Source organism: Acinetobacter sp. YH18001 (genome assembly GCF_013416975.1).
Classification (GTDB): Bacteria; Pseudomonadota; Gammaproteobacteria; order Pseudomonadales; family Moraxellaceae; genus Acinetobacter; species Acinetobacter pseudolwoffii.
The window spans coordinates 1-1,274 of sequence record NZ_VPEU01000132.1 but is presented as its reverse complement, the minus strand read 5'-3'; the positions used below and the strand labels follow the sequence as shown (position 1 = coordinate 1,274).

Here is a 1,274-nt window from a genome sequence, read left to right as displayed (position 1 = left end):
AACGGTTAATTTCGGGATATAGAAAACCACTCAAGCATAAGGCTCTATGAACTAGAGTTCAAGCGAGCTATATGCTATCGTGTTTTTCATGAAATGCGCACTTACGACTTGAATTTCATTCAAGTCAAAAGATGCGTAAGGGGGACACCCCTTAACCCCAAAAGCAAAAGCAAGAGCGGTAAAGCAAATGAAGAAATACAATATTGATGAACAGCATATTTTTATATGCTCAAACTGTGGGAATGAATTTTTATACAAATTACCTAAAATTCTTATAGAGCAAATGAATGGAGTATCCATTCAAACTATTAGAAAAGAATGCCCGAAATGTAATCAATACGTGGATGCCACAAGGAAAATTTAATGGCGATTTACCACTGTACAACCAAAACCGTTAACCGCAGTTCGGGAAGAACTGCCGTTGCATCTATGGCTTATCGTGCAGGGGAAAAACTAGAAGATAAACGTACAGGGCTGACGCATGACTTTACGAGAAAGGATGGAGTCGCCCATACCGAAATTGTGTCTAATCTCAATATTGAAATTGACCGCAGCCAACTTTGGAACTTGGCGGAACAGTCCGAAAACCGCAAAGATGCCCGAACCGCCAGAGAGTGGGTAATCGCCCTACCCGATGAATTAGACGCAGATCAACGTAAGGACTTGGCAAAAGCCTTTGCCACGGCCTTAGTTGATCGCTATGGCGTGATTGCAGACTTAGCCATCCACGAACCCAGCAAAGGCGGAAATGATAAGAACCATCACGCCCATATCATGCTTACCACCCGAAAGGCGGAATTAGACCCTGAAAACAATCTGACTCTGACCACAAAGGCAGAAATTGAACTCAGCAACGCCAAACGAAAAAGCCTTGGTATGGGTACAACCCAAGACGAAATTAAACAGATTCGGGAAACGTGGGCAAACCTTGCCAATCGTGCTTTGGAACGAGCAGGCATACAGGAAAAAATAGATCACCGCAGCTATGCCGATCAGAATAACGGACTACAAGCCACCATCCATGAAGGCACTAAAGTCACCCAATTACGCAGAAAAGGCATAGACACTGAAATCAGCCGTTTTAATGACAATGTGAAACAGCAGAACGCCCAACAGCTTGACCAACAGAAACAGCAGAAAGAGAGCGTTTTACAGCGTGGTTTAAACCGTGTCGATCAAGGTTTTGATCAATGGCAGAAGAACCAAGAAACCAAACGTCTAGAACTGGAACGCCAAGCGGAAATGAAACGACAGCAAGAATTAGATAAACAACG

At 43.5% G+C, this 1,274-nt stretch carries 1 protein-coding gene; it reads left to right on the top strand.

The annotated features are described in order from the left end of the window. Nucleotides 1-363: 363 nt before the first annotated feature. The coding region (mobQ, locus tag FTV48_RS14795; RefSeq protein ID WP_180000779.1) for a MobQ family relaxase at nucleotides 364-1,274 on the top strand (911 nt) is incomplete at its 3' end.